The organism is Thalassospira xiamenensis M-5 = DSM 17429, from assembly GCF_000300235.2.
Lineage (GTDB): Bacteria > Pseudomonadota > Alphaproteobacteria > Rhodospirillales > Thalassospiraceae > Thalassospira > Thalassospira xiamenensis.
The window spans coordinates 2,877,501-2,901,511 of record NZ_CP004388.1 but is presented as its reverse complement, the minus strand read 5'-3'; the positions used below and the strand labels follow the sequence as shown (position 1 = coordinate 2,901,511).

At 53.4% G+C, this 24,011-nt stretch carries 18 protein-coding genes; 7 read left to right on the top strand and 11 right to left on the bottom strand.

Annotated elements, in window-relative coordinates; genetic code table 11:
• Nucleotides 1–105: 105 nt before the first annotated feature.
• The 8 genes from TH3_RS13580 to glpD form a co-directional block, all read right to left on the bottom strand.
• On the bottom strand, nucleotides 106–2,355 hold the full coding sequence (locus TH3_RS13580) for a methyl-accepting chemotaxis protein (protein WP_040059944.1): 2,250 nt from the start codon (nucleotides 2,353–2,355) through the stop codon (nucleotides 106–108).
• A 261-nt stretch (nucleotides 2,356–2,616) separates the two neighbouring features.
• The gene (locus TH3_RS13575; RefSeq protein WP_007091529.1) at nucleotides 2,617–4,368 is read right to left on the bottom strand and encodes an ABC transporter substrate-binding protein; all 1,752 of its coding nucleotides are present in this window, start codon (nucleotides 4,366–4,368) and stop codon (nucleotides 2,617–2,619) included.
• Nucleotides 4,369–4,504: 136 nt separating this feature from the next.
• On the bottom strand, nucleotides 4,505–4,777 hold the full coding sequence (locus tag TH3_RS13570) for a DUF2160 domain-containing protein (protein ID WP_007091528.1): 273 nt from the start codon (nucleotides 4,775–4,777) through the stop codon (nucleotides 4,505–4,507).
• A gap of 25 nt (nucleotides 4,778–4,802) precedes the next feature.
• A complete protein-coding gene (locus TH3_RS13565; protein WP_007091527.1) occupies nucleotides 4,803–5,606 on the bottom strand; it encodes a carbohydrate ABC transporter permease in 804 nt (267 codons plus the stop codon).
• Nucleotide 5,607: 1 nt separating this feature from the next.
• On the bottom strand, nucleotides 5,608–6,480 hold the full coding sequence (locus tag TH3_RS13560; protein ID WP_007091526.1) for a carbohydrate ABC transporter permease: 873 nt from the start codon (nucleotides 6,478–6,480) through the stop codon (nucleotides 5,608–5,610).
• A 13-nt stretch (nucleotides 6,481–6,493) separates the two neighbouring features.
• Nucleotides 6,494–7,588: an ABC transporter ATP-binding protein gene (locus TH3_RS13555; RefSeq protein WP_007091525.1), complete on the bottom strand. Its 1,095-nt coding sequence runs from the start codon at nucleotides 7,586–7,588 to the stop codon at nucleotides 6,494–6,496.
• Nucleotides 7,589–7,603: 15 nt separating this feature from the next.
• Nucleotides 7,604–8,704 carry an ABC transporter ATP-binding protein gene (locus TH3_RS13550; protein WP_007091524.1) on the bottom strand — a complete coding sequence of 367 codons (1,101 nt, stop codon included), beginning with the start codon at nucleotides 8,702–8,704 and terminating at the stop codon, nucleotides 7,604–7,606.
• Entirely contained in the window at nucleotides 8,701–10,242 is a 1,542-nt protein-coding gene (gene glpD / locus TH3_RS13545; protein WP_007091523.1) for a glycerol-3-phosphate dehydrogenase, read from the bottom strand. Before glpD ends, TH3_RS13550 begins: the two co-directional genes overlap by 4 nt.
• 553 nt (nucleotides 10,243–10,795) lie before the next feature.
• On the opposite strand from glpD, the gene TH3_RS13535 reads away from it, so the two are divergent.
• The gene (locus tag TH3_RS13535) at nucleotides 10,796–12,256 is read left to right on the top strand and encodes an NAD-dependent succinate-semialdehyde dehydrogenase (protein ID WP_007091521.1); all 1,461 of its coding nucleotides are present in this window, start codon (nucleotides 10,796–10,798) and stop codon (nucleotides 12,254–12,256) included.
• A 77-nt stretch (nucleotides 12,257–12,333) separates the two neighbouring features.
• Here TH3_RS13535 and TH3_RS13530 read toward each other — a convergent pair whose 3' ends face one another.
• Both TH3_RS13530 and TH3_RS13525 read right to left on the bottom strand, forming a co-directional pair.
• Complete coding sequence (locus tag TH3_RS13530; RefSeq protein ID WP_007091520.1) at nucleotides 12,334–12,846, bottom strand: hypothetical protein; 513 nt, start codon at nucleotides 12,844–12,846, stop codon at nucleotides 12,334–12,336.
• Nucleotides 12,847–12,934: 88 nt separating this feature from the next.
• Complete coding sequence (locus TH3_RS13525; RefSeq protein ID WP_007091519.1) at nucleotides 12,935–14,029, bottom strand: UDP-N-acetyl glucosamine 2-epimerase; 1,095 nt, start codon at nucleotides 14,027–14,029, stop codon at nucleotides 12,935–12,937.
• Nucleotides 14,030–14,301: 272 nt separating this feature from the next.
• Here TH3_RS13525 and glpK point away from each other — a divergent pair, with 272 nt between their 5' ends.
• Nucleotides 14,302–15,795, top strand: coding sequence for a glycerol kinase GlpK (glpK, locus tag TH3_RS13520; protein ID WP_007091518.1), 1,494 nt, complete (start codon nucleotides 14,302–14,304; stop codon nucleotides 15,793–15,795).
• 188 nt (nucleotides 15,796–15,983) lie between these two features.
• Nucleotides 15,984–16,925 carry an AEC family transporter gene (locus TH3_RS13515; RefSeq protein ID WP_007091517.1) on the top strand — a complete coding sequence of 314 codons (942 nt, stop codon included), beginning with the start codon at nucleotides 15,984–15,986 and terminating at the stop codon, nucleotides 16,923–16,925.
• Here the strand turns inward: TH3_RS13515 and TH3_RS13510 are convergent.
• Nucleotides 16,907–18,940, bottom strand: coding sequence for a bi-domain-containing oxidoreductase (locus tag TH3_RS13510; RefSeq protein ID WP_167710573.1), 2,034 nt, complete (start codon nucleotides 18,938–18,940; stop codon nucleotides 16,907–16,909). The genes TH3_RS13515 and TH3_RS13510 overlap by 19 nt on opposite strands.
• A gap of 216 nt (nucleotides 18,941–19,156) precedes the next feature.
• Between TH3_RS13510 and TH3_RS13505 the strand changes: the two genes are divergently transcribed.
• The 4 genes from TH3_RS13505 to TH3_RS13490 all read left to right on the top strand — a co-directional run bounded on the left by TH3_RS13505 (nucleotide 19,157) and on the right by TH3_RS13490 (nucleotide 23,904).
• Nucleotides 19,157–20,320, top strand: coding sequence for a glycosyltransferase family 4 protein (locus tag TH3_RS13505; protein WP_007091515.1), 1,164 nt, complete (start codon nucleotides 19,157–19,159; stop codon nucleotides 20,318–20,320).
• 206 nt (nucleotides 20,321–20,526) lie between these two features.
• Nucleotides 20,527–21,423: a dihydrodipicolinate synthase family protein gene (locus tag TH3_RS13500; RefSeq protein ID WP_007091514.1), complete on the top strand. Its 897-nt coding sequence runs from the start codon at nucleotides 20,527–20,529 to the stop codon at nucleotides 21,421–21,423.
• Between the two features lie 178 nt (nucleotides 21,424–21,601).
• Nucleotides 21,602–22,891: an NAD(P)/FAD-dependent oxidoreductase gene (locus TH3_RS13495; RefSeq protein ID WP_007091513.1), complete on the top strand. Its 1,290-nt coding sequence runs from the start codon at nucleotides 21,602–21,604 to the stop codon at nucleotides 22,889–22,891.
• Nucleotides 22,892–22,902: 11 nt separating this feature from the next.
• Nucleotides 22,903–23,904, top strand: a complete 1,002-nt coding sequence (locus TH3_RS13490; protein ID WP_007091512.1) for a 4-hydroxyproline epimerase — start codon at nucleotides 22,903–22,905, stop codon at nucleotides 23,902–23,904.
• The last annotated feature ends 107 nt before the right edge of the window (nucleotides 23,905–24,011 follow it).

Here is a 24,011-nt window from a genome sequence, read left to right as displayed (position 1 = left end):
CCTGTGTATCGCTTTTTGCCAGCCAACGAAACCGGGTGAAAAATCCGGGACCCGACTGTGACGTTCGGGGGAAGGGCATCCTTATCGGGCCCCAGACAAGTGCTCTCACGGGAGGGAGGCTTCATCTATGGTTTTGTTGTTTTGCTGGCGGGTTGTCGTTGCTTGCTCGGACCGGATGGAGTCAAGGAAATCGCGCACGCGCTTTCCGAGATCGTCGGATTGATGGCGCAGACGATCTGTTGCCTGTCGCAGGCCATCGACGGCCTTTAGATTGTCATCTGCTGCTGTGCTGACCTGTGCAATTGTTGCGTTCATTTCACTGGCCGCGGTGGCGGATTGTTCGACGTTGCTGGCGATTTCGGCGACGAATTCCTGTTGTTCGTCAACTGCTGCCGACATTTCGCCGACCGTTTCGTGAATGCCGGTGATGCTGTCGCGGATGGTGGTAATGGCCTGCACCGCGATACCGGTTGTTGTCTGGATCCCAGTGATGCGCTGGGCAATCCGGTCGGTTGCCGTGCCGGTCTGATTGGCAAGGTTTTTGACCTCTTGCGCGACGACGGCAAAGCCTTTGCCTGCGTCGCCTGCACGGGCAGCCTCGATTGTTGCATTCAGAGCCAGAAGGTTGGTCTGGGCGGCGATATCCTGAATAAGGTTAAGGATTTCGCCGATTTCCTGGGCACCGGTTTCAAGTTCGTGCATGGTTTCGCTGGTCTGGCGGGCGGCATCGACCGCGTTGGTGGCGGCATTCACGGATTGCTGGGCGCGAAGGCCTGTATCACGGACTCGCTCAGACAGCGACTTAGCCGCATCGGAAACAGATGCCATATTGATCGATATTTCCTCGGACGCACCGGCAACGCCTGTGGCGTTACTGGATGCGACTTCGGCCTGTTCGCGCACCTGATTGGAGGTTATCTGGATGTTTTCGGCCTCGCGTGAGACATCCTTTGCAACCTGCATTACCGATGCTTCGAACGCGTCGGCCAGTTCCAGCATGGCGCGGCGGCGTTCGGTTTCGGCAATCTCGCGTTCGTGGGTGACATTTTCCTCGGCCCGCCGGGCGGCAAGACTGGTTTCGCGGAACTGTCCCAGAATTTCTGCCATGCGACCGATTTCATCGTGACCGGCATCGCGAACCTCGGTCGAAAGATCACCATTTGCGACGCGGCGCATACCGTCAATCACACGCAGCAGACGTTTGATCAGGTTGCCACGGACATAGAAAATCAGGATCAGAAGCGAGATCACCAGCACCGTAACACCAATCAGGGCAATTAGCTGCTGATCACGGACCACCTGTGTCAGCGCATTGGCTGCACTGTCGTCAACCTCAAGACGTTTGGCGTCAACGAGTTGTGTGATGGATGTACTCAGTGCTTCGGCGCTGGTCAGGGTCGCATCAAGAGTTTGTTCTGTCTTGTACTGATTGTCCCATTCGGTTTCGCGAAGATCAAAAACGCTGTCTTTACCTGCGCCATAAACCAGCAATGCCTCGGCCAGTTTTTTTATCTGAGTGCCATCATTGTTATTGGGCAATTTTTCCAGCGCGTCTGAAATGCGAAGTTCCGCCCAACTCCATTGATTGCGGACCTCGTCCATGGCATCGCCTTCTGGCACGGCGATGGCGGCGGTCAACATGCCAAATGCAAGATTCATGTTGGCGCGGATTTCGGAAATCAGTTGGGAAAATCTGATGGCTTCTTCCAGCTCAGCCACCGTATCGCTATTGCCATCTACAACACGCGATATACCGCGCGAGACATCGATATCAACAACCTCGACCAGCGGATTGATGAATTCTGAAAGATCGCTATAGGCAAAGACCATATCAAGGGTCAGATCACCGCGCTGCTTTTCAAGTTCAAGCCGCTGCATGGTCAATTCATGCAGTGTGTTGCGGCGTGCAACAATATCGTCAAGCTGTGCGGTCAGGGTTTCAATTGCGTCGACAGCAACGGTTTGTTCCGGTTCCACGGTCTGGTTCGGTACCTGATCCGGTGTTTCTGCGTCACCCGCATTTGCGTTCGTTTCGGAATTGGTCGGAGCAACCGGCAACATCAAAGGTTCCGGATTGGTCGCTGCAATTTCGCCAAGCCGGGTGCGGGCATCGCCTATCAGGGCATCAAGGCGTGCCTCTGTTTCAGCCAGTTCATCGGCATTGCGCGATGTTGCCAGTGCCGGTGCCTGAGCCGCCAGTCCGACACCATCCATGGCAAGTTCCATCTGCCGGATGATCGAGGGTAGGCTATCATTAGTTATGTCGGCGACAAGCGCCCGACTGTTGCCAAACGAGATCCAGGAAACCACCGATGAAATACCGGCCAGCACCAGAATCAGGGCAAAAGAAGCCATGAGCCGACCTTGAATGCCAAGGCCAGCGCGACGTTTTTTAATCGCGGTATTCACTGTTTCCTCCCTGTCGTGCCCGCCATGAGCCAGACATTCCCTGTATGGGACCTTGCATCCGGTTTGCCGGATGTCTTCGGTTTTTATCGATCCATAAAAGCCGGATCGTGTTTTGAAATCGGTACGAACAAATAAGTTGTTAGAGAAATTGTTGGGACGGCCGGGGATGATAAATCACCCCCGGCACCCCCAGTTGTGAGGCCTGGATTATTTCTGGGCCGCACTCCATTCCGCGATCAGATCGTCGTATTTGACGGTCTCACCCTGCGGTTTTTCGTTATCAAGTTTCGGTTTCGGAGCACCGGGCTGGTCGAACCAGTACTGGGCATCCTGTTCCTCGTTCAGTTTCGGTGCGCATTCACCACCGATACCTGCACGTTCCAGACGTTCCAAAACGCGGTCCATCGCGGTTGCAAGGTTATCCATTGCTTCCTGCGGGGTGCGTTCGCCGGTTACAGCTTCGGCAACGTTCTGCCACCAGAGCTGAGCTAGTTTCGGGTAATCCGGAACGTTGGTGCCGGTCGGCGACCACTGGACGCGAGCCGGGGAACGATAGAATTCAACCAGACCACCCCAGTTCGGTGCGATGTCGGTCATCGCCTGGGTATCAAGGTCAGACTGACGGATCGGAGTCAGACCGGTAAGGGTCTTTTTGAGCGAGGTGGTTTTCGCCGTGACGAACTGCGCATAAAGCCATGCAGCTTTACGACGCTCAGGCGGGGTGGACTTCATCAAGGTCCAGGAACCCACATCCTGATAACCAAGCTTCATGCCTTCTTCCCAGTACGGGCCGTGCGGCGAAGGTGCCATACGCCATTTCGGCGTGCCATCTTCGTTCACGACCGGGGTGCCTTTTTTCGCCATATCGGCGGTGAAGGCGGTGTACCAGAATATCTGCTGGGCGATCTGGCCCTGTGCCGGAACCGGACCGGCTTCGCCAAAGGTCATGCCGGCTGCTTCTGGCGGAGCATAGGCTTTAAGCCAGTCGATGTATTTGGTCAGAGCGTAAACAGCCGCCGGGCCGTTGGCCGCACCACCACGGGTGACGCTGGAGCCTGCAGGTGCGCAGCCTTCAACGCGGATGCCCCATTCATCAACAGGAAGACCATTCGGGATGCCCTTGTCGCCAGCGCCAGCCATCGAAAGCCATGCGTCGGTGAAGCGCCAACCCAGAGACGGGTCTTTTTTGCCGTAGTCCATGTGACCATAGACTTTTTTACCGTCGATTTCTTTCACGTCATTGGTGAAGAATTCGGCGATGTCTTCGTATGCCGACCAGTTGACCGGAACACCCAGGTCATAGCCGTATTTGTCCTTGAACTGCTTCTGCAGGTCTTCGCGCTGGAACCAGTCATAGCGGAACCAGTAAAGGTTCGCGAACTGCTGGTCGGGAAGCTGGTAAAGTTTGCCATCCGGACCGGTGGTGAAGGACAGGCCGATGAAGTCTTCAAGGTCGAGCGTCGGCGAGGTAACGTCCTTGCCTTCGCCTGCCATGAAGTCGGTCAGCGGAACGACCGCATCGTAACGCGAATGCGTACCGATCAGGTCGGAGTCATTGATGTAGGCGTCATAAATGTTACGACCGGACTGCATTTGGGTCTGCAGTTTTTCGATCACGTCACCTTCACCGATCAGGTCATGGGTCAGCTTGATCCCGGTGATTTCCGAGAAGGCTTTGGCCAGAACCTTTGATTCATATTCGTGCGTGGTGATGGTTTCGGATACCACGTTGATTTCCATGCCGCGGAACGGCTCGGCTGCTTTGATGAACCATTCAAGTTCGGCCATCTGGGCATCTTTATCAAGGCTCGACGGCTGGAATTCGCTATCGATCCATTTTTTTGCCGCGTCGGTGTACTGGTCTGCTGCTGCCGGATTGGCAAATACCGCAAGACCGAGTGCGACCGCAACTGCACTGCCTTTAAGAATGGCAGAGGAGCCTTTGGCTTTGACGATCATGTCGTTCCTCCCTGGTTGTCTTCCATTGCACTTCCGGAAAAATCCGGTTCACCCGTGACGGGGGAAGACAGTACCCGCCGCGATGAATGACGACGGGAACGGCACCGTTGCAGGAAACAGTACCGTTCCGGATTGTTCAGCCCCATCGCATCACGATGATGAGCCAGAAAAGGGCAACGATTGATGCGATCCAGATGGCGGCATCGCTAAATGCCATAAAGCCGAGATGGATATAGGCTGCACCAAGCAAACTGATGAAAAGGCGATCCCCGCGGGTTGTTTCCAGCGGCAGGAAGCCACGGCGCGGAACGGTTGGTGAAACCGCCTGCCATATTCCCATTCCGATCAGCATCAAAATGATGCAGGAAAAGAACACGGCGGTAATCGGGGTCCAGGCCATCCAAGTCATTGTTTTATTCCTTCCTGTTTTCCGATTACACGCGGCCCATCGCGAAGCCTTTGGCGATGTAGTTGCGAACGAACCAGATCACCAAAGCCCCCGGCACGATTGTCAAAACACCCGCCGCTGCCAGAACACCCCAATCAAGCCCCGATGCCGAAACGGTACGGGTCATGGTGGCCACGATCGGTTTGGCATCGACCGACGTCAGAGTGCGGGCCAGCAACAGTTCAACCCAGCTGAACATGAAGCAGAAGAAGGCCGTCACACCGATACCCGAACGGATCAGCGGAATGAAGATCGTGGTGAAGAAGCGCGGGAAGGAATAACCGTCGATATAGGCGGTTTCGTCGATTTCCTTTGGAATGCCCGACATGAAACCTTCAAGGATCCATACGGCCAGCGGCACGTTGAACAGGCAGTGCGCAAGCGCCACAGCAATATGGGTGTCAAACAGGCCAACACTTGAATAAAGCTGGAAAAATGGCAGCAGGAACACGGCAGGCGGTGCCATGCGGTTGGTCAGGAGCCAGAAGAACAGATGCTTATCACCGGTAAAGTTATAGCGGGAAAAAGCATATGCCGCGGGCAGAGCAACCAGAAGCGAGATCACGACGTTGATCCCGACATAGATCATTGAGTTGATATAGCCCGAATACCATGCCGGATCGGTCAGGATGGTTGCATAGTTTGCCAGTGTCGGATTATCCGGGAACAGGGTCATTGCGCCCAGGATTTCCGAATTGGTCTTGATCGACATGTTGAACAGCCAATAAATCGGCAGCAACAGGAACACGATATAAAGAAGAAGTGCGATATGACGTTTCTGGAACCGCATTTTATTGTTCCTCCCGCTTTCCGGCGTTCATTACGACGGTATAGAAAACCCAGCAAACCAGCAGAATGATCAGGAAGTAGATCAGCGAGAATGCCGCAGCCGGACCAAGGTCGAACTGACCCACTGCAATCGTGACCAGAAACTGGCTGAGGAATGTGGTGGCCGTACCGGGCCCGCCGCCCGTAAGCACGAAGGGTTCGGTATAGATCATGAAGCTGTCCATGAAGCGCAGCAGGACACCGATCACGAGGACCGACTGCATTTTCGGAAGCTGGATAAACCGGAATACGGCCCAGTTCGATGCACCGTCAATCTTGGCGGCCTGATAATAGGCATCCGGGATCGACCGAAGACCGGCATAGCACAGCAGAACAATCAGGCTGGTCCAGTGCCAGATATCCATCACAAGGACGGTCACCCACGCATCCATCGGGTTCTGGCTGTAGTTGTAGTCCATGCCAATCATGTTAAGCGCATAACCACCAAGACCGATATCGGCACGGCCAAAAATCTGCCAGATGGTGCCAACCACGTTCCATGGAATAAGTAATGGCAAAGCCAGAAGAACCATGCAGGCCGAAACACCCCAGCCTTTGCGTGGTAGGGTTAACGCAATGCCAATACCCAGCGGAATTTCGATGAACAGCACGCTGCCGGTATAAATGATCTGGCGGATCAGGGCATCATGCAGACGGCTGTCTTCAAGGACCTGACGGAACCAGTCGGCACCGACAAAGAAACGGGTTTGCGGATCAAAAATATCCTGAACCGAATAGTTCACGACCGTCATCAAAGGAATGATCGCGCTGATGGCGACGATAAAGAAGACTGGCAGGACGAGGAACCATGCCTTATTGTTGGTAATCTTGTTCATTTCCCCATCCCCCTCACGCGACCAACTGACTGTCGGCATAAAGCTTGGTCCATTCCGGTGCAAACCGGAGGATGCCACTTTGGCCTGTGATCTGCTGATCTTCGCTAACCTTGACCTTCATTTCGGATGACCCGAAACGGGTGGTCGCGATCTTGTATTGGCCAAGGTCTTCGACCTTGACGATATTGACCTCGATCCCGTTATCGCCTTCGGAACCGTTACCGGTTTCAATGCGCAGGAATTCGGGCCTGATGCCAAGTTCAATCGGGCCTGATGCCTTGGCAACGGCTTCGATGTGGCGATCCGAAAGCGCGATGCGTTTGCCATCAATCCATGCTGCACCTGCATCGATATTGCAGGGCATGATGTTCATGCCGGGGCTTCCGATGAAGTAACCGACAAAGGTGTGGGCCGGATTTTCAAACAGTTCCTGCGGGGTTCCAAGCTGCACGACCTTGCCACCGTACATGACAACGACTTTGTCGGCGAAAGTCAGGGCTTCGACCTGGTCATGGGTCACATAGACCATGGTAGGGCGCAGTTTGTTGTGAATTTCCTTAAGCTTGCGACGCAGGACCCATTTCAGATGCGGGTCAATCACGGTTAGCGGTTCGTCAAACAGGATCGCCGAAACATCGTCGCGAACCAGTCCGCGGCCAAGCGAAATCGTCTGTTTTTCGTCCGCTCCCAGACCGCGTGCTTTTTGCTTTAGCTTGCCGGTCAGGTCGAGCATTCCGGCAATTTCGCGAACACGTTCGTCAACCCGTTTTGAATCAACGCCACGATTGCGCAGCGGGAAGGCAAGGTTTTCGTAAACGGTCATGGTGTCGTAAATGACCGGGAACTGGAAAACCTGCGCAATATTGCGTTCTTCCGGGGCCAGTCTGGTGACGTCCTTGCCATCAAAAAGGACCTGTCCCTCGGACGGGGTCAGAAGACCGGAAATGATGTTAAGCAAAGTGGTCTTGCCACAGCCCGACGGGCCAAGAAGGGCATAGGCCCCGCCATCTTCCCAAACATGTTCCATGCGGCGAAGGGCGTAGCCCTCGTCCCCTTTCGGGTCTGGGAAATAAGAGTGCGCAAGGCTTTTAAGATCGATACGTGCCATTTTAATTCTCCAACCTCAGGCGGCCTTGCCGTTTTGAATTTCAACGGGCGGTGCCGCCACAAGGCGATCATTGGCGTCATAGGCAAACAGACGTTTGGGATCGACATAGAAGGTGGTTGCCTCGCCAAGCCGCGGGTTGTGCACACCTTCTTCCTGGATCACCCAGGAAACATCATTGAAATGGACATGGACAAAAGTCTCGGAGCCAGTGATTTCAGCAAGTTCAACCTGACCCTGCATCGCAACGCATTCCGTACTGGTCTGATCGACCGACAAATGATTGGCACGAACCCCGATGGTGTATTGGCCATTCGCGAGTACCGAAAGATGGCCGGTCAGCGGGACCTGATGGCCGCTTGCCAGATAAAGTGCGCCATCGCGGACTTCGGCCTTGACCAGATTGATCGGCGGATCGGAAAAGATCAGACCCGTCTCGACAAATGCCGGGTTGTGATAGACCTGCGTCGTCGGGCCGAACTGGGTTACGCGACCTTCATGCATCACCGCGCATTTGCCGCCCAGCAAAAGGGCCTCCATCGGCTCGGTGGTGGCGTAAACGACAATTGTGTCGCGTTTCGCCAGAAGGTTCGGGATTTCTTCGCGCAGTTCTTCGCGCAGTTTATAGTCAAGGTTGACCAGTGGTTCATCAAGCAGCAGCAGAGTGCAATCCTTGACCATGGCGCGCGCCATGGCGGTGCGCTGCTGCTGACCACCCGAAAGTTCCTGTGGCAGTCGGTCTAGCAGATGTTCGATATGCATCAGTTCGGCGGTGGATTTCACACGGCGTTCAATTTCAGCAGCATCAACGCCCTGCAATTTAAGCGGTGATGCGATATTGTCATAGACGCTCATCGACGGGTAGTTGATGAACTGCTGATAGACCATGGCGACGTTGCGTTTCTGAACCGGCATGCCGGTGACATCCTTGCCATTGACCAGAATGCGTCCGCCGGTTGGTGGTTCAAGACCGGCCATAATGCGCATAAGCGTCGTTTTGCCAGCCAGTGTCCGCCCGAGCAGGACGTTAAATGATCCCGGCTCCAGCGACATCGACACATCGTCGACGTGGGTTTCCCCTTCCACGGTCTTGGTTATGTTTTCAAGCGTAAGGGTCATTTCACATTTGTTCCTTCGCCCGTTTTCACGGCGTTATTCGATTTGGTTTCAGTCGCAAACCATTGCGCAATGGCGGTCTGGGTGTCCTTTGACAGATGCAGGCCGAGTTTGGATCGGCGCCACAGAACGTCATCGGCAGTACGCGCCCATTCCTGAGCCGCCAGATAGCGCAGTTCGCATTCGTAAATATCATCGCCAAGATGCGTGCCCAGCCCCGAAAGGTCGGATGCATCGCCAATGATGGTGTGGGTCAGTGTGCCGTAGTTTCGCACATAGCGGTAGAGTTGAGCCGCCGGAATCCACGGAAATTTCTTTTGCGTTGCAGCAAGATAGCTTTCGAAATCGCCATTAGGCATGTCGCCCCCTGGAAGGGGCACGCTATCGGTCCAGCGATCATCCGCAAACCCGAGATAGGGCGAAAGTTTGCTCATCGCTGATTCGGCCAGTTTGCGATAGGTGGTGATTTTGCCGCCGTAAATGTTCAGAAGTGGCGCACCCTTGTCACCATTATCGATTTCAAGAACGTAGTCGCGCGTGACCTGGGATGCGTCTTCGGAGCCATCCCCATAAAGCGGGCGAACACCGGAATAGGACCAGACGACATCGGCCGGTGCGATTTTGTGAGCGAAATAGGTGTTGGACAATTCGCACAGATAGCTGATTTCATCGCTGCTGATCGCGACTTTGGACGGGTCGCCTTCGTAATCGCGGTCCGTAGTGCCGATCAGAGTAAAATCCTGTTCGTAGGGGATGGCAAATACGATGCGGCCATCGGGATTCTGGAAGATATAGCAGTAATCATGGTCAAACAGTTTTGGCACCACGATGTGACTGCCCTGCACCATGCGGATACCTTGCTTCTTTTTCGCTTCGACGCGTTTGTCAAGGATTTCGGCACACCATGGACCGGCAGCATTGACCAGCGAGCGGGCCTTGATCGTGTGTTCACCCGCACTGTCGCGAACCGCAACAGACCAAAGATCGCCCTCGCGACGTGCCGATACGCATTCGGTGCCGACACGGATAACTGCGCCGCGATTTCGGGCATCCATGGCATTAAGCACAACAAGGCGCGCATCCTGCACCCAGCAATCGGAATAGATGAACGCCTTTTTCATGCCAGTTACCAGTGGGGCACCGGCGACATGATGATCAAGGTGGATGCCTTCGGAGCCGGGAAGTTTTTCGCGCCCCCCCAGATGATCATACAGGAACAGGCCCAATCGAATCATCCAGGCCGGACGCAATCCTTTAACGTGGGGGAGAACAAAGCGTAGCGGCCAGATGATGTGCGGGGCAGCGTTCAAAAGCACTTCGCGCTCGATCAGGGCCTCTCGCACCAGACGGAATTCGTAATGTTCCAGATAACGCAACCCGCCATGGATCAGCTTTGTGCTGGCCGATGAAGTCGCACTTGCAAGGTCGTTCTTCTCGCAAAGAAAGACTTTAAGGCCGCGGCCGGACGCATCGCGCGCAATGCCTGCACCGTTGATGCCACCGCCGATAATGGCAATGTCGTATGTTTCTGAAGTGAGCAACCGCTTCCTCCCTGATTGCCCTGATTTGTGACAGATGTTCTCAACTGTCATTCTGTTATGTCAAAAACGTTACGAACCACCCAAAATAATTGCAAGCGAAAATTATGAAGAATTTTAATTTTCGATAACGAAATAAGAATGTGGGGTTGTAGTGTATTGTTATAATTGAGGTCTTCGATTCTGCACGATTTGTTTCGGCTCTCCGTTCGATGTCGGGATGATCCGGTTTGATCTGGAAAGTTGATCAGAATCGTTTGAATCCGAAAAAAATAAAACAGATCACCTGTTCCCTAATTGCATAAGATTGCAACGTCAGCCCGGTGCAATTTGCCCCCGGGCGCGGAAGCTTACGGTTTTGCCAGCCGACTATGCGAAAATGCCAGCCATGGCTGATGGGCAACGCAATCTTGTTGCAAAGCGCGGCGGTCGAGGTGTTTGCGATTGCCAAATGGTCTTTTAACTTGCGAAGATGTGGCAACCACCACGGATCGAACTAGATGAAGTTCATGACTTTCATGCTTCGATCCCAAAGCAAAACTCCGGAGGCATTCCTATGGTTTCTTTAAAAGACCCGTCCTTGTTTACCCAGCAAGCCTATATTGGCGGTGAATGGGTCGACGCCCCAGACGGCAAAACCGAGCAGGTCACCAATCCCGCGAATGGCGAAGTGCTTGGCACTGTGCCTGTTTTGGGCCGCGATGCCGTTGCCCACGCGATTGAAGTCGCCGAAAAGACGCAAAAGCAGTGGAAGAAACGTACTGCCAAGGAACGCTCGACCATTTTGATGAAATGGTACGACCTAATGATGGAAAATCAGGAAGACCTGGCACGCCTGATGACGGCCGAACAGGGCAAGCCGCTTGCAGAGGCGCGCGGTGAAATAGCCTATGCGTCGTCTTTCCTCCAATGGTTTGCCGAGGAAGGCAAACGCATCTATGGCGATGTTATTCCGACTTTTGCACAGGGGCGCCGGGTTGTTGTTCTGAAAGAGCCGGTTGGCGTTTGTGCGGCAATCACGCCGTGGAACTTCCCCACCGCGATGATCACGCGCAAGGCGGCACCGGCTTTGGCAGTGGGCTGTGCGATGGTCGTCAAGCCGGCAATAGAAACTCCATATTCGGCTCTGGCCATGGCAGTTCTGGCCGAACGCGCCGGTTTGCCAAAGGGGCTTCTATCTATAGTGACCGGTGATGCCAAAACCATCGGTGCCGAAATGACCGAAAACCCGACGGTTCGCAAATTGACTTTTACCGGTTCAACCGCAGTTGGACGTTTGCTGATGCGTCAATGTGCCGACACGGTCAAAAAAATCAGCCTCGAGCTCGGTGGCAATGCTCCGTTCATAGTCTGTGAAGATGCTGATATTGATGCCGCAGTCGAAGGGGCGATTGCCTCTAAATACCGCAACAGTGGCCAGACCTGTGTTTGCGCAAACCGTATCTTTGTTCATGATGCTGTCTATGACGAATTTGCCGAAAAATATGCCGCCAAGGCATCGGCGATGAAAGTTGGCGATGGCACCGAAGAAGGTGTTGTCCTTGGCCCGCTGATCACGGAAAAGGCTGTCGAGAAGGTTGAAAACCAGATTGCCGACGCCGTTTCCAAAGGTGGCCGGGTTCTGACCGGTGGCAAGCGCCACGCAAAAGGCGGCAGCTTCTTTGAGCCAACCGTGATTGCCGATGCCAACCGGGATATGCTGGTCTTCCGCGAGGAAACTTTCGGTCCGATGGCACCGCTGATCCGCTTCCACAGTGATGATGAAGTGCTGGAAATGGCCAATGATTCAGAGTTCGGTCTGGCCTCTTACTTCTATTCACGCGACATTAGCCGCATTTGGAAGCTGGCCGAGGGCCTTGAAACCGGTCTGGTCGGTGTCAATGCTGGTGTGATCGCAACCGAAGTTGCCCCGTTTGGCGGCTACAAGCAATCCGGTATCGGCCGCGAAGGTTCAAAATACGGGGTAGAGGATTACCTTGAAGTCAAATATGTCTGCATGGCAGGCATTGACGATTAAGGCATTTTCGGACTTCCGAAACGAAAAAGGCGCTGTCGAAATGACAGCGCCTTTGGTTTTTACACGCAATCACAATGTTATGCTGCGTTCTCGTTCTTTTTCTTGTTATCGGATGTGATCGACTGGACCGAGCCATCCGAAAGTTCAGATTGAAGGGCTGTGAAAACGTCGAACATATTCGGGTTGAATGCAATTTCAGCCTGCATGCGATCACGTCGTTCTGACGGTGTTTCATCGTCGTTGTTTTGCTTGTTGGCGAGTGACGCGCCGTTCAGCTTTTCCTCGATCGCATCAGCAATCGCTTTTTCGATGGCTTGACGTTCGGTTGCGCCCATCTTGGCCAGACTTTCCTCATCAAGGCCCATCGATTGAAGGATCTTGCGGCGCATCTCTTCGATCTTGCGTTCTTCAAGCTCCTTCACATAAGTCGTGAAGCCGTGTTCCTTGATATAGGCGATATCGGCATTTTTTTCCTTGTTCTCTTCGGGCAGGGGGCGACTGTTCGACGCAATGGTTTTTGCCGCCGCATAGGTGCTTTTGACGCTGGACGCCGTGTTGGTGATGCTCATCAGGGTGTCATATATTGTCATCCCGATCCTCCATGGGAAAATAATGCCGGTAAAATCCTGTCATGGGACTTAAGGTTGCAAATCCCGTGCCGCGATTTATCGGTGAGCTTCACCGAACAAACGGAATTAGCGTATCAAGCATTCGCCCGGCTGCCTTACCATCCCAGCCGGCAGGCCGGAAAGGGGACGGGAGCATTTTTACCTCGAACAGGCTGGTGGCTTTTTTGACCAGGTCTTCCGGTTCACAAATTTCCAGCGCGGAAGCACTCAATGCAGTCGGACGTTCTGTTGTCGGTCGCAAAATACATCCAGCTTTTCCAAGCCAGGCGCATTCATCAATCATACCACCAGAATCCGTTATCACATAGCGGGCGTGAAAAAGAACTGACAGGAAATCGGGATAGAGCATGGGGGATGTGACCTTGATGTTTTCGGCATCCCGAATACGGCGCCAAAGATCGCTTTTTACAAGGGATTCTTGCGCGCGGTGGTGAAGCGGCCAGACGATTTGAGTTTCCCGGGCAAGGTCAACAATCGCATTCACGATTGATGATAGTCGAACAAGGTTATCAATATTTTCAGCCCGATGTAGCGTCAGTAATACAGGCCCGGTACCGGGCGAAGAAGGATCAATTGGTATGCTCGTTCCACCAAAGCGGAGCATCGCATCAATTATGATATTACCGACATTTTGGATTCCCTTTGCGTCGATGCCTTCTTTGCGCAGGTTGTTGGCCGCAGTTTCATCCGGGGCCCAATGCATGTCGCAAAGGATGTCAATTTCAGTCCGGTTGGCTTCTTCGGCAATGGCATCAAACCCGCCTCGCAAGCCGGCTTCGAGGTGGATCAGAAAAATCGAATGTCTTCTTGCCGCGCGCGCGACACCCAAAGAGCCGTTAACATCACCGATGACGATCGTTGCCTGCGGCAGTGATTGGTCTAGCACCCGGCAATAGGCATCGTCTGCATTCTGAACGAGTGTGCTCCGGTTATTTCCCGGCTGCCCGATTCCAAGTCGGATTTCAGGAGCAGGTATGCCAAGCGAAAAACGCAAACCTTCGGAAAGGGCCGGGTCCCAGTGTTGGCCGGTATCGATCAGACGAAGGGTAAAAGGTAAATCATCGCGCCTTTCCCACCACGTCAGATAAAGGGCGGCAGCCTTGATCAGGTTGGGGCGGGTGCCATAGACCAGATCGATGATCATTGCGGCGTTTTTCCTGATGAATGCTCAAGCTGGATGAGCGTATGATAACGTGTTGTCTTTTATATCATTTTGGCTGATCAGCTGCCAAACGGGATAGGTGGTTTGTCAATAAATGTGATAAAATTTTCGAAAACGAATTGTTTTTTGGTGTGTTTCTTTTCTAAATAGAAACAGAAAATCAGTTGAACCGGTCGGATGCACGGTAAAAATCAGCCGCCGCAAAGGACCGGAACGGTACGGCAGACCAACTGTCGGCTCGGGAGGAAACAGAAATGACCGATACACGTTACATTCTGGCAATTGATCAGGGTACCACCAGCTCACGCGCCATCGTGTTCGATGCCGCTGGCCGATCCGTGGCGGTCGCGCAACAGGAATTTCCCCAACATTTTCCCAATAGTGGCTGGGTGGAACATGATCCTGAAGACCTTTGGGAAACGGTTGTTGCGGTTTGTCGCGAAGCTTTGTCGCGGATCGATATTGCCAACGTTGTGGCAATAGGCATCACCAACCAGCGTGAAACCACCGTGGTTTGGGACCGCAAGACGGGCAAAGCCGTTTATAATGCCATCGTTTGGCAGGATCGTCGGACTGCGGCTTTGTGCCATGATTTGAAAAAGCGTGATCCGGACCTTGAAACTGATGTCAATAATCGAAGCGGGCTTTTGATCGATCCGTATTTCTCGGCAACCAAGGCTGCGTGGATACTCGATCATGTCACCGGTGCACGGGCGCTGGCCGAACAGGGTGACCTAGCGTTTGGTACGGTCGACTCATTCCTGCTGTGGCGTTTGACCGGCGGAAAATCGCACGCGACGGATGCCACCAATGCCGCACGCACCAATCTTTTCAATATTCGCGACAATGTCTGGGATGACAGGTTGTGCGAAATCTTCCGTGTTCCCAAGCGCATGTTGCCGGAAGTCAAGGATTGTGCTGCCGATTTCGGAATGGTGGATGCCGATATCTTTGGGCGTGAAATTCCTGTCCTGGGTATGGCAGGCGACCAGCAGGCGGCCGCATTCGGTCAGTGCTGCTTTGAGCCAGGCGACATCAAAAGCACCTATGGCACCGGTTGTTTTGTGATTCTCAATACCGGGGATGATGCTGTGACATCGCAGCATCGTTTGCTGACCACGGTCGGTTATCGTTTGAATGGCAAAACCAGCTATGCCATCGAAGGGGCGATTTTTGTTGCCGGAGCGGCGGTGCAGTGGCTGCGTGATGGTCTTGGCATCATCAAATCGGCCGCCGAAAGTGAAGGTTTGGCCAAATCGCTTGACGATAATCACGGCGTTTATCTTGTTCCGGCCTTTACCGGACTTGGTGCGCCTTATTGGGATCCGGATGCGCGCGGTGCCATTTTCGGATTGACCCGTGACACGGGGCCACGTGAATTCGTTCGTGCCGCACTTGAAAGCGTTTGTTATCAGACCTTTGATCTGTTCGAAGCGATGGCGGCAGACGGTGTTTCGCCCAAGGCCGTTCGGGTTGACGGTGGTATGGTTGCCAATGACTGGTTGTGTCAGAACCTCTCAGATATTCTTGATATTCCGGTTCAGCGCCCGGTTGTGACGGAAACAACTGCACTTGGTGCCGCCTATCTTGCGGGGTTGCAGGCGGGGGTTTACCGCGACCTCCATCATATCGCCGAAAACTGGCATATGGATGCTGAATTCAAACCAGAACTTGAAGCTGGTCGCCGGAAACATCTTTTGGGCGGCTGGAAGAGTGCGGTCAAGCGAACCATGACAGAGCAGGGCTGAATAGTTTCGCTGTTGTCCGATGGCTTTACAGACTGGTCATCGCATAAATTGCTTTGTAAGATCGGGACGGTACCACGTGGTACTGTCCTTTCTTTTTGCGGATATTCGTCCGTATTTTCATAGAACTGCTGCTATTGGATACAGGGTGCGACCGTTTGGGGACCGTCACCGGGCGGCCAGGGGGGAAGATGCTTGATCTGATCGTTGGAAAAGTTGGACCTGTTTTTTTGACGATCCTGTGTGGTTATCTTTTAACCCGTTTCCGCGTTATCAGCCGCGAAGGCATTCCGTTCCTTGCCCGCCTTGCGATGAATGCCTTTATTCCGGCTATGTTGTTTCAAACCCTGTCGCAATCCGACATCAGTGCGCATTTCGATTTGCGCTTGTGGGGTAGCTACTATGCGGGCGCACTTCTGAACTTTTTACTGGTGTTTATGGTGGCACGGGCGTGGCTTAAGGCGAGAACGGACGAGGCGGCTGTAACCGCCATGGGCGGGGTTTTCTCCAATATTGTGCTGCTCGGTATTCCTCTGGTTCAGGCGGTATACGGTGAAGAAGGTCTGGTACCGCTTCTGATTATCCTGTCGATCCATCCGCTGACCTTGTTGGGGCTTACGGTGATGATCGTGGAAGGTTCGCGTTCTGGCGGCGGGCATTGGTTGCCCAATGTCGTTCGCAGTGTCATTCGGGTTTTGCGCAATCCGATTATCATTGCGATTATCCTTGGTGTACTGGCGTCCCTGATTGATCTTCGATTGCCCGAAATGATTGATGGAACACTCGAACGGTTTCGGACGGCAGGGCCCACAATCGCGTTGCTTCTGGTCGGGGCTGGGCTTTATGGGCAGTCCGTTCGTGGCAATATGTCCGCAAGCATGCTGTGCACTGTTGCGAAAATGTTTGTGCAGCCGGTTCTTGTGTTCCTGATCGCTCATTTTATTTTTGACTTGCAACCGCTGTGGTTGACCATCGTGGTTCTGATTGCAGCTCTTCCTGCGGGGGCGAATGTGGCAATCATTGCTGGTAGCTACAGTGTTTGTATCGATCGGTCTTCCACGACCATTCTGATCACGACGCTGATCAGTGTGATCACTTTGCCGCTTATTGTGCTTTATGCCGGGGCATCATGACGGCTGCCTTCGGCCGCGGACAGAATTTGGTCCATCAAGCTTATTTCTGCTGCGATCCCTTGCATTCGATGGTCGTGGATGCCTGAGCTTAGGGCATCAATGAAGCAATCAATGGCGTTGTCATGCCCTTTGTCAGGGCTTTTAAAAATGCCTTTTCGCATGACAGTGTTGCCATTGATCACAAGCTTCCGCCAATCTTGGATCGTGGCAGAAAATCCCGGTGCAAGGACCTCAAGAGTTTCCTTTGGCATATTGCGTCGGGCGGCATGCATGTAAGAAACTTCGCCTCGTGATCCGTCGGCAAAGTGCATGTACCAAACGCTGTCACCGGCCTTGCGATCAATCCAGTCACATGAAAGGCTGATCATTTCAGCACCTGTCAGATAGCCAATCAGATCAATGAAATGACTGATTTCTCCGATTGTTCTGCCACCTTGATCAGGACGGTACAGCCAGTGATCGGAAGGGAGTGGATTGGGACGTACCTGATAGCGGAATTGCTTTTTGCCTTTGACTAGATGCTGTTTCAGGCAGGCTGTCATCGGCGCAAAGCGACGATTATGTCCAACCATGAATACCTGTGTTTGGCTCAATCCTGCGGCCTGTTTGAGTGCGCCGATCTGTTTCGGATGGATGCAAAGCGGCTTCTCCAGCCAGACATGTTTCCCTGCGCCCAAGGCCTTACTGGCGAGGTCAGCATGGCTATCGTGCCGGGTGGCAATAAACACCGTATTGATATCGTGATTTGACAGAATTTCATCCGGATCGGACGCGGTAGTTATATCCGGCATATGCCGGCAGATGGCCAGTGCCGAAAGACCTTTGCCCGAGACGACCGCATTCAATGCGACCTTTTTGCGCAGCTTTAATCGAGGGAGCAAAACGCTGTTCATGTAATTTCCCGCGCCTATCAATCCGATCCGGACCGGCATGACATTAGGCTTGCTGATCTTTTTGACTGGGGCTGGTGGTTGCGGTTTGCTATCGGTTCGATGATATTTAATGACCGTCGCCATTATGGTCGGGTCATCACCTCCTGATAGAAAATCAGAAGCTTCATGCAGGTTAATCCGATGGGAGATAAGCGAGGCCGGGTCGAGCTTTCCACTTTCCATCAGGGATAGTGCTGCCGCCATGTTCCGTTTTACCGTCCATCGGGCATGGCCGATCGGGTAGTCCTGTCCCAGTTGCTCGTAGTTCGCGTCATAACGGCCCGGGCCATAGGACCGCACCTGCCGGATGGTAATTTCCTTGCGATACAGGATATTGCGCGGTGCGTTCACAGCAACGTCTCCAACGCAGACAATGATGCCACGATCACGGCAAAGCTTTGCGGCCGATTCAATTACGGTGCGTGCTGCTTTGTTATTATTACTGCAAACAAGCACAGCATCGAACTGGTCAACAGGGGCGGTGCTGATATCTGCATAGGCATACTTGGCCCCGCTTTCTTCTGCTTTTTTTCTGCGCTCCGAAAACGGTTCAATCACGGTCACAATCGCACCGGCTGCGATTGTGATTTGAGTGACTATTTGACCGATTAGGCCGCATCCAATCACGGCTACCTTCTGCCCGATCTCAAGTTCTCCTTGGTGGGCGGCATGAAGTCCGATGGCGTAAAGGGTGGCAAAAGCTGCCATCTCGTCTGATACAGTGTTGGGGACGGGGCAAGCCAGATTGCGTGGGACAATGTTATATTCTGCATGATTGGCATGCTCCATACCCGCACAGGCAACGCGCTGACCAATATCAAAGTCGGTGACATCCGGGGCCATTGCCTCGACAGTTCCGCAATTGGCGTATCCGGTCGCCATTGGTCTGCCAAGGCGTCCTTTAACGGCATTGAGGGTTGCCTGCGCGCCGTCGCGACGAAACTTTTCAATTGTCAACGCTACCAGATCCGGTCGCTGCCATGCCTTTCTAATAAGGGACGCTTTGGTTTCGCTAGCTTGCTGTCTTTCCGTACCATTACTGATGACAGATATCTCTGTGCGGACCAGAATGGTACCGGGCAATAGGGCGGGAACGGGGCAGTCGGCCACGGCAAGCCGCCTTTCACCGGGAAACCGTAATAATGCCCGCATATCCGTCATGATATCGTCCTGATGCACGTTAGGGATGAAATATGGAACAGGAATTAAATCATATCAGTATGTGCAGGTCGATCCGTCATTGACGGGACTTTGGCAGGCGTTTAGCAAAGCCGATGTCATAATCACGGAATCCGTCATATGAAAAAAAATGTCTCGGCAAAGCGTAGTCGCAAACTGTTATTCGTCTGCGGAGAGGATTGGTCTTTCGTTTCCCATCGGATTGGTTTGGGTCGGGCCGCACTTTTGCGTGGCGATGAGGTGATTGTCGCGTGCAACGCGAATGACGCCGCTGTCCAACTGCGATCCGAGGGTTTCCGTGTTATCGATGTGCCGATTGCGCGCGGTGGACTTAGCCCTTTGAAATCGCTGAAGACGATCAGGGCGCTTGCATGCCTTATCCGTCGAGAGCAACCGGATGTGGTTATCAATGTCGCAATACAATGTGTTGTTTTATCTTGCCTTGCTGGGTTGATGGTTGGCGCGCGTCGTTCCGTAAACATGGTAACCGGGCTCGGGTTCATGTTCGTTTCAAACGGGACCAAAGCGCGTTTGGTGCGTGCTGTGGTTTCGATGTTGTTGCGATTTTATGCCAGATGCCCATCAATCCACATCATTGTTCAGAATTCGGATGATTTCGATCTGATGCGTGGATTTGGCTTCCGCAAGACGCGCCTTTCTCTCGTGCGTGGTTCCGGGGTGGATATCAGGCAATTCCATCCGGGGAAGCAGGATGGAATTGATGGTTTACGCAAAACTGTGATCTTCGTGGCCCGAATGTTGTGGTCCAAGGGATTGGCGGAACTGGTTGATGCCGCGCGTATCCTCAAATCCAGAACCCGAGATTACCGAATACTTTTGGTCGGTGATTCTGATCCGGTAAATCCTGACTCTGCCGATACCAAAAGCCTTGTGAAATGGCAGAATGACGGTTTGATAGAGTGGCTTGGCAAAAGAAGTGATGTTGCTGAATTGCTCAGGCAATCTGATCTGGCTGTTCTGCCATCTTGGCGGGAAGGGTTGCCGAAGTCTTTGCTTGAGGCCGCTGCGAGCGGTCTGGCGATGGTTGCAACAGATGTTCCAGGCTGTCGTGAAATCGTAAAACAGGAACAGACCGGTTTGCTGGTAGGGTTGGGTGATGCGGAAGCTTTGGCAGATGCGATTGAGAACCTTATGGAGGACGATGCAAAGCGTCAGAAGTTTGGCCAGAATGCGCGTGTCATGGTCGAGCAGGAGCTGTGTGATGCAGTGATCATCCGCGAGACCCTTGATGTTATCTCCGGCAAGCCGGGATTAATGCCGTAATAAAATTGGAAAACTGAGACTATGAAACCAAGATGGGCTCCGCATGGCGGGGCCTTTTGTTTTCTAAAATTTCCCATTGCTATCGAATTCTAAAATTTGTATACAATATACATATATGCAGTTTGGGCCTGCGAATTCGCGGGTTTGGGCGATTAAACGGTCTAACCCACTAATGGGCGCGCGACCAAATCAGGAGGTTACTTTCCATGCAGGTAAACTGGACTGGCGTATTCCCCGCCGTTGCCACCCAGATGAATGAAGATGGTTCAATCGATTTCGATATGACCGCCCATCAGATCGAAGCCCTTATCAAGGCCGGTGTTGACGGCCTTGTCATGCTGGGCTCGGTTGGCGAGAACGCAGCCCTTGAGCCGGAAGAAAAAATCGCGGTTCTCAAGCTTGCTGTCGAAGTTACCAACGGTCGCATACCGGTTCTGTCGGGCGTTGCCGAAAACTCGACCCAGGCTGCCATTCGCTACGTGCAGAAATGCGAAGAACTTGGCGCTGATGGCCTGATGCTTCTGCCGGGTATGATCTATACCGCCGATCCGCGCGAAAATATAAAGCATTTCCGCTCGGTTGCTGCCAAGACCAAGCTACCGATCATGATCTATAACAACCCCGGTGCCTATCGCATCGATATCAAGCCTGAAGAATTCAACCAGCTTGCCGATGTGAAGAACCTGGTTGCGATCAAGGAAAGCTCCGGCGACCCGCGCCGTATTACCGACATCTATAATGCCTGTGGTGATCGTTTCGTTCTGTTCTGCGGCATGGATGACCTTGTCATGGAAACCCAGGTTCTGGGTGCGGTTGGCTGGATTTCGGGCTTTACCGATGCTTTCCCGCAGGAATCGGTCGCACTTTGGAAGCTGCTGTCTGAGGGGAAATACAAGGAAGCGCTTGAAATCTATCGCTGGTTTACCCCGGTCCTGCATATGGATGTTCATGCCAAGCTTGTTCAGTATATCAAACTGGCACAGGAGATGACCGGCGTGGGTAAGGCCCATGTCCGTGCTCCGCGTCTTCCGCTGGTTGGCGAGGAGATGGAACGCATCCGCGCAACCATCCAGAAAGCCATCGACACACGCCCGAAACTTTAATTCGCTTTGCAATCAACGCATTCATCGCATCAGCTCCGTAAGGCGTGATTGCATTTGCGTATGATTTGATGGCAAGTGTGAACTCTCCTGTGATTTTCGCAGGGGAGTTTGCTGCCCTCTGGCACGAGACGAGAGATCAAGATAAAACGCGCACACCAAAGCAGTCAGGGCCCGGAACATGCCAAAACCTTCTTCCGCTTCAAAGTCCCCCTCACAGTCAAAACAGCATGCCGTCGTTGTCGGCTCCGGGATAGTCGGGGTCAATGTCGGTTTGGCTCTTTTGAAGAAGGGCTATGACGTCACCCTTCTGGATCGCGAAGAACCGGGGATGGGGGCATCCTTTGGTAATGCTGGGGGAATTGCCGTCACGGAATGCGCGCCTATTGCCATGCCGGGTATCTGGACAAATGTGCCAGGCTGGCTGATGGATCCGCTGGGGCCGCTTTCGGTGCGCTGGTCCTATTTGCCTAAAATGATGCCGTGGCTGATCCGTTTCCTGGCCGCCAGTTCGAAAAGCCGGGTAGAGCAGATTGCGACCGAATTAGCAGCCATCCTCAACCGTGCTTGGGAAGATTACGATCCGGTGATCGCAGAAGCAGGTCTTTCCGGTGCGGTGTTTAAAAAAGAAGGCGCTATGGGTGTTTATCGCAGCGAGAAAACACGCCGGGATGCCCGATACGGAATTGATCTTCGCCGTCGTAACGGGGTCAAAATTCGTGATCTGACCAAGGATGAGGTCAGGGATATTGAGCCCGATCTGGCCCCGATCTTCGCGTGTGGTGTGATGGAGGAGGATTGGGGCAGGGTTCTGGATCCGTTCAGGATTGTTACCGGCCTTTACAACCATTTCATCGAACGCGGTGGAAAGTTTCAGAATGCCGAGGTTATCGATTTCGTTTACCGCGATGGCAAACCGCGTGCCGCGATGACGGCACAAGGTGAACAGATTACCTTTGACAAGGTTGTTATTGCATGCGGTGCATGGTCAAAAACGCTGGCCACGCGACTTGGTTCATCGGTGCCTCTTGATACCGAACGGGGTTATAACACAACGGTCCCTTATAATGGCGTGAAGCTATCGCGCATGATTATTTGTGCCGATGACAGCTTTGTTCTGACGCCGATGGAAATGGGTATTCGTGTGGGCGGGGCGGTTGAGCTTGGCGGTCTGGTTGCTGCCCCCAATTATGATCGCGCCAAGGCTCTGTTTGCCAAAGGCAAGGAAGTTCTTCCGAAACTCAGTGCTGAAGGTGGCACCGAATGGATGGGATTCCGCCCCTCAATGCCGGATTCCAAGCCTGTGATTTCGGCAAGCCCCAAACATGAAAATGTCTTCTTCGCATTCGGTCACGGCCATCTTGGCCTGACCATGGCGGCCACCACCGGACGGCTGATCGTCGACCTGATGAGTGAAGCGACTCCGCCTATTAACATGACCCCGTATCGTATTGATCGTTTCCAAGGATAAGGCCGCCCCAAATGGCAAAACACAGCTTCTTCTGTATTGATGGACATACCTGCGGTAATCCGGTGCGTGTGGTTGCCGGTGGCGGACCAAAGCTTGAAGGTGCAAATATGCTTGAAAAGCGTGCGCATTTTCAGGCGGAATATGACTGGATACGAACCGGACTGATGTTCGAGCCGCGTGGCCATGACATCATGTCGGGCTCGATCCTTTATGAACCGACCCGCGATGATTGCGATGTAGCCATCCTGTTTATCGAGACGTCTGGCTGCCTACCGATGTGCGGTCACGGCACAATTGGGACGGTCACCATGGCAATCGAGGAAGGTCTGGTAAAGCCGAAAACCCCGGGAGTACTGCGTCTTGAAACGCCTGCCGGGCTGGTGATTGCCGAATACAAACAGGTTGGCGATTACGTGGAATCGGTCAAGCTGACCAATGTACCGTCCTTCCTGTATAAAACGGATATCGAGGTCGATTGTCCCGATCTTGGCCCGATCAAGGTTGATGTTGCTTATGGCGGCAATTTCTATGCGATTGTCGAGCCACAGGAAAACTTCCGTGACATGGCCGAATACGCGGTTGGCGATTTTCAGCGCATCAGTCCGGAACTTCGTCGTCGCCTGAACGAGGTTGGCGAGTTCATTCACCCACTTCACCCGGATATCAAGGGCCTGTCACATATCCAGTGGACTGGAAAACCGACCCAGCCTGACAGCACCCATCGCAATGCAGTGTTTTACGGTGATAAGGGGATTGATCGATCTCCCTGCGGGACGGGCTCTTCTGCGCGTCTGGCACAATTGGTTGGCAAGGGGAAGTGGGACCCAGCGCATGAGCTGGTTCATGAAAGCATTATCGGATCGCAGTTCCGTGTCTCCGTCGTCGAACAGACAAAGGTCGGCGACTATGACGCGGTCGTGCCCGGGATCGAGGGCTGGGCACGCAAGCATGGTTACAACACGATTTTCATTGATGACCGTGATCCTTACGCGCATGGATTTATCGTGAAATAGGCGTTTGATCGGGGCCGGTTTCTGTTCTCAAGCTCCTGATACCGTAGCGGCGTGATTGCAATTATATTGCGCGTAAACCAACGCATCGGTATGACTAGAAAAAGGGG

What these genes read in the sequence shown, in the direction of transcription:
- TH3_RS13580 (WP_040059944.1), bottom strand. Translation starts at nt 2,355, where the DNA reads ATGGCTTCTTTTGCCCTGATTCTGGTGCTGGCCGGTATTTCATCGGTG.
- TH3_RS13575 (WP_007091529.1), bottom strand. Translation starts at nt 4,368, where the DNA reads ATGATCGTCAAAGCCAAAGGCTCCTCTGCCATTCTTAAAGGCAGTGCA.
- TH3_RS13570 (WP_007091528.1), bottom strand. Translation starts at nt 4,777, where the DNA reads ATGACTTGGATGGCCTGGACCCCGATTACCGCCGTGTTCTTTTCCTGC.
- TH3_RS13565 (WP_007091527.1), bottom strand. Translation starts at nt 5,606, where the DNA reads ATGCGGTTCCAGAAACGTCATATCGCACTTCTTCTTTATATCGTGTTC.
- TH3_RS13560 (WP_007091526.1), bottom strand. Translation starts at nt 6,480, where the DNA reads ATGAACAAGATTACCAACAATAAGGCATGGTTCCTCGTCCTGCCAGTC.
- TH3_RS13555 (WP_007091525.1), bottom strand. Translation starts at nt 7,588, where the DNA reads ATGGCACGTATCGATCTTAAAAGCCTTGCGCACTCTTATTTCCCAGAC.
- TH3_RS13550 (WP_007091524.1), bottom strand. Translation starts at nt 8,704, where the DNA reads ATGACCCTTACGCTTGAAAACATAACCAAGACCGTGGAAGGGGAAACC.
- TH3_RS13535 (WP_007091521.1), top strand. Translation starts at nt 10,796, where the DNA reads ATGGTTTCTTTAAAAGACCCGTCCTTGTTTACCCAGCAAGCCTATATT.
- TH3_RS13530 (WP_007091520.1), bottom strand. Translation starts at nt 12,846, where the DNA reads ATGACAATATATGACACCCTGATGAGCATCACCAACACGGCGTCCAGC.
- TH3_RS13525 (WP_007091519.1), bottom strand. Translation starts at nt 14,029, where the DNA reads ATGATCATCGATCTGGTCTATGGCACCCGCCCCAACCTGATCAAGGCT.
- glpK (WP_007091518.1), top strand. Translation starts at nt 14,302, where the DNA reads ATGACCGATACACGTTACATTCTGGCAATTGATCAGGGTACCACCAGC.
- TH3_RS13515 (WP_007091517.1), top strand. Translation starts at nt 15,984, where the DNA reads ATGCTTGATCTGATCGTTGGAAAAGTTGGACCTGTTTTTTTGACGATC.
- TH3_RS13505 (WP_007091515.1), top strand. Translation starts at nt 19,157, where the DNA reads ATGAAAAAAAATGTCTCGGCAAAGCGTAGTCGCAAACTGTTATTCGTC.
- TH3_RS13500 (WP_007091514.1), top strand. Translation starts at nt 20,527, where the DNA reads ATGCAGGTAAACTGGACTGGCGTATTCCCCGCCGTTGCCACCCAGATG.
- TH3_RS13495 (WP_007091513.1), top strand. Translation starts at nt 21,602, where the DNA reads ATGCCAAAACCTTCTTCCGCTTCAAAGTCCCCCTCACAGTCAAAACAG.
- TH3_RS13490 (WP_007091512.1), top strand. Translation starts at nt 22,903, where the DNA reads ATGGCAAAACACAGCTTCTTCTGTATTGATGGACATACCTGCGGTAAT.